Source organism: Mesorhizobium sp. M7A.F.Ca.US.002.01.1.1, assembly GCF_004022955.1.
GTDB classification, from domain to species: Bacteria; Pseudomonadota; Alphaproteobacteria; order Rhizobiales; family Rhizobiaceae; genus Mesorhizobium; species Mesorhizobium ciceri.
Genome location: NZ_RZQE01000456.1, coordinates 1 through 4,790 on the forward strand (window position 1 = coordinate 1; position 4,790 = coordinate 4,790).

A 4,790-nucleotide genomic window follows, 5' to 3' on the forward strand; every position below is an offset into this window, starting at 1 on the left:
GCGACAATGGCAGCGAGTTCACCTCGAACGCCATCCTCTCTTGGGCGGATCAGAACCGCGTCGAATGGCATTACATTGCGCCCGGGAAGTCGATGCAGAACGGCTTCATCGAGAGCTTCAACGGCCGACTGCGCGATGAACTGCTCAACGAGACACTGTTTACCTCGCTGGCTCAGGCGCGCGTAGCCATCGCCCTGTGCCCGCCGACTACAGCACCGCCCGGCCGCACTCCCAAATCGCCTGGCAGACACCGGCCGAGTTCGCCAGCACCTTCAATCCGCGGCGGTCGCTCGCGCTGCGCTATGCCAAAGGCTCCGCGCCAGCGCCCGTCGCTTCACCCGCCCAGCAGGGCACAACCCACGCCGGAAACGAACTCAAACTGGATAAAAACTGGGGGCAACGCCACTCGCAATGCGGGGATATGAAGGGCTTGATGATGCTCAAGTGCAGCGCTTCCGCTGCCGCCACAAGGCGCTCAATTTCAGCCTGCGATAGCTTCTACGAACCTTTTGACCTAGGCATTTGGCGAACTCCGTTTTGAGGGGATCGCTGCAACGAGAATAATAATCCTATATTCCGAAGTGGGTGACCAGAGGGCTCGCTGGGGACACCTCTCAGGATGACTTGCGCAAGTACTAATTTAGTGAAACGTTAAATGCTTCTAGAGAGTAGACGCGAGAGACCCGGTCGGTCCAGTTATGGGGCGGCATTGAGCATAAATGTTTTTTCCGCGATTCCTAATCGGGATGTTCGCCACTTCGACCGTGGCGGCGATCTGGATTCTTCTAGCAACCGGCTCGTTCTGGAAGTCGCTTGCATGGACATTGCTGATCTTGATCATTTTCCAGGTGGGATATCTCGTATTCTCATTCGCGCTTTTCTACCAGTTTGGGACGAAGAGAACCGAAGAAAAACCAAACACTGCCGAGCTTACCCGTCGGGACGGTGGTGTCTCATCTGAAGGCGGCCGATGATGGTCCCGGCTAATCCAGTACGGGCACGTAAATTAGTGTTTGGTTGAAAGCGCCGCCACACAGTCTTCCAGGATGGCCAGGCGAAACCGGAGCCACTTTAATTCTTGGCCGACTTGCGCCAGCTTTAACATACCGGCCGAGCTCGCCACTCTTCGCCTCTGCTCCTCTTCCAAAGACGAGATTTTCACGCGCAACTCGAAGGCTTCTGTAGCCTTCGAGTTCCTAACTAACATCCGGGCACGCATATCCAACCCCACGCAGAAGAAACGTCGCCCTGAAATCGCACGGGCTGCGTTAAACTCTGGCGTTCAAATCATCGAGGATTTTAGTGATCACTAAAATAATGATCGATGCACCGAGGTATGTAGATTTCCATTGCATTGTGCGCGCCATCCATGAACTCCGTGGAAAAAACTCACAGTTGGGAAGACGACGAATGAGCGCAGGGGATCGTGCGCAAGGCCCAGCGATGGTTGCGGGCGACCCTTCAACATTGACAAACCGTATTGGTGAACTCGCCGGGCGAGGCCCCCCCAACTACTGCCTCAAGCCCGACGAGCTGCCCGGGATCAGCCGGCAACCGCCTTCGGTGCAAGACGGGTGCCAGCACTTCCGTCCTGAAGTGAGACAAACGGAGACCACCATGCGCGACGCGATCTGATGGAGCGACCAGGCAACGGCTGGACGCCATGGGCGAAGGGTGCCGGCGAACACGACATCGAGAAAATCTTGTGGATGGCTCGGGTGTTGCATTTCCCGAAACTGAACTCGAGCGCTTGGTTCGACGGCAGCGAACTCGACGGCATCGCTCATTGGGGCTTCCGCAGCGAGAAGTGGACCATGAAGGCGAAGCCGGCCGACCGGCAACCGCTGCCCGAGGTCTACGGGCTGGCGCGGGAAGCGCAGAAGCAGGCCGAGGTCGATCTCTTCCGGGCAAGGGCGAATGCGCGCTTCCTGCTGGCCACAGGCGGGCGTCAGCACGCGCAAGGTGCATCGCCGGCGTATGATGGCGGCCGGGAATGTAGGCGGCATTCGACTTTGGAGCACGACGCAGAAATCAAGCCTGGAGCGAAAAGATGCGAGCCCTTGCCCTCGCCACGAGGACAGATAGGGCATATGATTGAAGACAGCCGGCTCGGACTTGACGAGCTGGCTATTTGAGAGCGGGAAACGCCGCTTTAACTAAGGCGCTTGTTTCACGCGCTCTCATATTGCCCGCTGCGGCCGGCCTCTGCTTTGCGCGATCCCGGTCGCTACTGCACTAACCCCTGAAGGAGAAGTGAGCTTTTCACTGGAGGAGAAGTCATCATGCATTACCTTCCCAGACGTGAATTCATCATTCAAGGCGGAGCAGCCCTTGTAGCCCTGACGTCCTTTCAATCGCGGATTGCCTATGCCTTTCCAACCCGGGCCGGCGAGGAAGTCATCAAATGGCTCGATCAGCTGCCGCCGAACCCGGTACCGGAAGTCATCAAAAATCAGCTGGTGTGGGAGGATCTCGATTCCTGGGTGACGCCCAACGACAAGTTCTTTTCAATCGCGCATTTCAACCGGCCGGTCATCGACGAAACTACGTGGAAGCTCGAAATCGGCGGTTCCGTCAAAAAGCCAACAGCCCTGACGCTCGCCGACATCAGGGCTCGACCGCGCCAGGAAGTCACGTTCACGGTCGAATGTTCGGGCAATACTGGCCTACCGTTTTTCAATGGTGGGATTGGCAATGCTCGCTGGGCGGGTACGCCGCTCGCCCCGATCCTCAAGGAGGTCGGAGTCCTCGACAGTGGGATCGAGGTTGTCTTCTGGGGCACCGATGAAGGAGAAATAAAGCGAGCCGACGACATCAAGTTCACGCAGAACTTTGCGCGCAGCATGTCGCTCACCGACGCCATGGACCCCAAAAACATCCTCTGCTACGAGATGAACGGGACTCCCTTGCCTCCTGATAACGGCTTCCCGCTGCGGCTGATAGCGCCGGGCTGGTACGGGATCGCGAACGTGAAATGGCTCAAACGAATGGACGTGAGCGACCAGCGCTTCGAGAACCGGTTTATGGGACGCGATTATGTCACACTGCGCGAGGAGGAGCACAACGGAGAGACGGTATGGGTGGAAACCTCTGTCGGGCGGGCGCGCTTGAAGTCTGCACCGGCCCGGGTCACTCATATCGGCAGTGACCACCGGATCGTCGGGGCGGCCTGGGGCGCGCCGATCGACCGGGTCGAGGTGAAGATCGATGACGGGCCATGGATGCCGGCGGCCATCGACGAAACCGACAAGACGGACTTCGCTTGGAAGATATGGTCCGTCGACTGGCCCAAGCCCTCCGCCGGGGAGCACACAGTCACCTCGCGTGCGGTTAGTACTGGAGGGCAGGTCCAACCCGCAATGGACGATCCCATCATCGCCAAGAAGCATACCTACTGGGAAAGTAACGGTCAGGTGACGCGACGTATCGATATTCACTGACTGGCGGAAAGCCGTATCAAAGTGTCTGAGATCGACGTGACCCCATGTTTTTGGCATGGGGTCATCAAAGCCCGATGTCGCCACATCACCCCGATGTGGAACTCGATCCGCCGCTCTTCCGTGCGCTTCTGCGCTACTGCGCGCGGCGTGCTGGGATCGTCGGGCCTCTGGCAGCGCTCCTGCTACTACTCCCGTTTGAGCCGTCGCGTCATGGCTGAGCGCTCCTTTGCCGCAAGTTAGGCCTTGCGGAGGACTAGGGCCAGTTCACAATCTGAAGCGGAACGCTTCCGAAGCTGCCTTGGCGCCTCCGCGTCTTCTAGCGTCATGGTGATCGTCATTCGAGCAATCCCGACCAACGAAGGTACCATGACCAGAGGACCTTCCGCTTACGGCCACGCCGCACTCAGCTTCATCTAGTTTCCGATTCTCGGAGCCACCGAATGAACAGGTCAAGAATTCGCTGACGTCGTCCGTCGAGGGACATCGTTTTCGGCACGGTACGAAATCGGGGTCGGGGCTGGGAAAGGCGAACGATATCGCGGCTGTTGAGGAAGATGGCACGGTGAGATCAAGCGGTCAGCCTTCTGTCGAACTCCCTTCCTCCCGGGTTTGATGTAGTCTGGGCCGGTAGTCGCCGTCAGCCATGGAGTTGGATACCATGACGTATTTCGATCTAGGCACCTTCTCCCGCCGGCTGGACAACACGCCTTCCGAGGCGCAGATGTGGTTCGACCGGGGGCTGATCTGGCAATACGGATTTAACCACGAAGAGGCCATTGCCTGTTACGAGCGTGTGCTCGAAGTGGCGCCTACAAACGTCATGGCGCGGTGGGGAATTGCCCACTGTCTAGGTCCAAACTACAACAAGCTATGGACCTCCTTCGGGCCTGAAGAGCGTATTGTCGCTTTGACGCGGGCGCATGTATTGTTGGCGGAGGCGTGCCATCTGCCTGCAATCGAAGTCGAGCGCGCATTGCTTGATGCGCTGACGTCGCGGTTCCCTACTGACCCGGAGATTACGGATTATGGCCCTTGGACTGACGATTTCGCTGCAGCGATGCGCACAGTATACGAGAGTTTCCCTGACGATCTAGATGTGACCGCGATCTTTGTCGAGGCGCTGATCAACCGCACGCCTTGGGCGCTGTGGGATACTCGTACCGGGCAGCCTGCGGCTGGCACCTCGACGGAGGAAGCGCACGCGGCTCTGGACCGCGCCTTCACGACCCAGCCAGCAGCCTGGGGACATCCGGGGTTGTTGCATTTCTACATTCATCTGATGGAGATGTCGTCGACGCCGGAAAAAGCCTTGCCGCATGCAGATCGGTTGGTGCGCCTCGTGCCAGACTC

At 58.5% G+C, this 4,790-nt stretch carries 4 protein-coding genes and 1 pseudogene; all 5 read left to right on the forward strand.

The window, feature by feature from the left end:
• Positions 1 to 268: pseudogene (locus EN932_RS38470) on the forward strand (integrase core domain-containing protein); the annotation flags it as partial.
• Positions 269 to 746: 478 nt separating this feature from the next.
• The gene (locus tag EN932_RS29490; protein ID WP_245483347.1) at positions 747 to 974 is read left to right on the forward strand and encodes a hypothetical protein; all 228 of its coding nucleotides are present in this window, start codon (positions 747 to 749) and stop codon (positions 972 to 974) included.
• Between the two features lie 660 nt (positions 975 to 1,634).
• Positions 1,635 to 2,135, forward strand: coding sequence for a hypothetical protein (locus EN932_RS29495; RefSeq protein ID WP_128338477.1), 501 nt, complete (start codon positions 1,635 to 1,637; stop codon positions 2,133 to 2,135).
• 147 nt (positions 2,136 to 2,282) lie between these two features.
• On the forward strand, positions 2,283 to 3,440 hold the full coding sequence (locus tag EN932_RS29500; RefSeq protein ID WP_127365636.1) for a sulfite oxidase: 1,158 nt from the start codon (positions 2,283 to 2,285) through the stop codon (positions 3,438 to 3,440).
• 658 nt (positions 3,441 to 4,098) lie between these two features.
• Positions 4,099 to 4,790 (forward strand): tetratricopeptide repeat protein (locus EN932_RS29505; RefSeq protein WP_128369276.1); only part of this gene is annotated, 692 nt, incomplete at its 3' end.

Excerpts from the sequence above, each read along its gene's own strand:
- EN932_RS29490 (WP_245483347.1), top strand. The coding sequence starts at position 747 with ATGTTCGCCACTTCGACCGTGGCGGCGATCTGGATTCTTCTAGCAACC.
- EN932_RS29500 (WP_127365636.1), top strand. The coding sequence starts at position 2,283 with ATGCATTACCTTCCCAGACGTGAATTCATCATTCAAGGCGGAGCAGCC.
- EN932_RS29495 (WP_128338477.1), top strand. The coding sequence starts at position 1,635 with ATGGAGCGACCAGGCAACGGCTGGACGCCATGGGCGAAGGGTGCCGGC.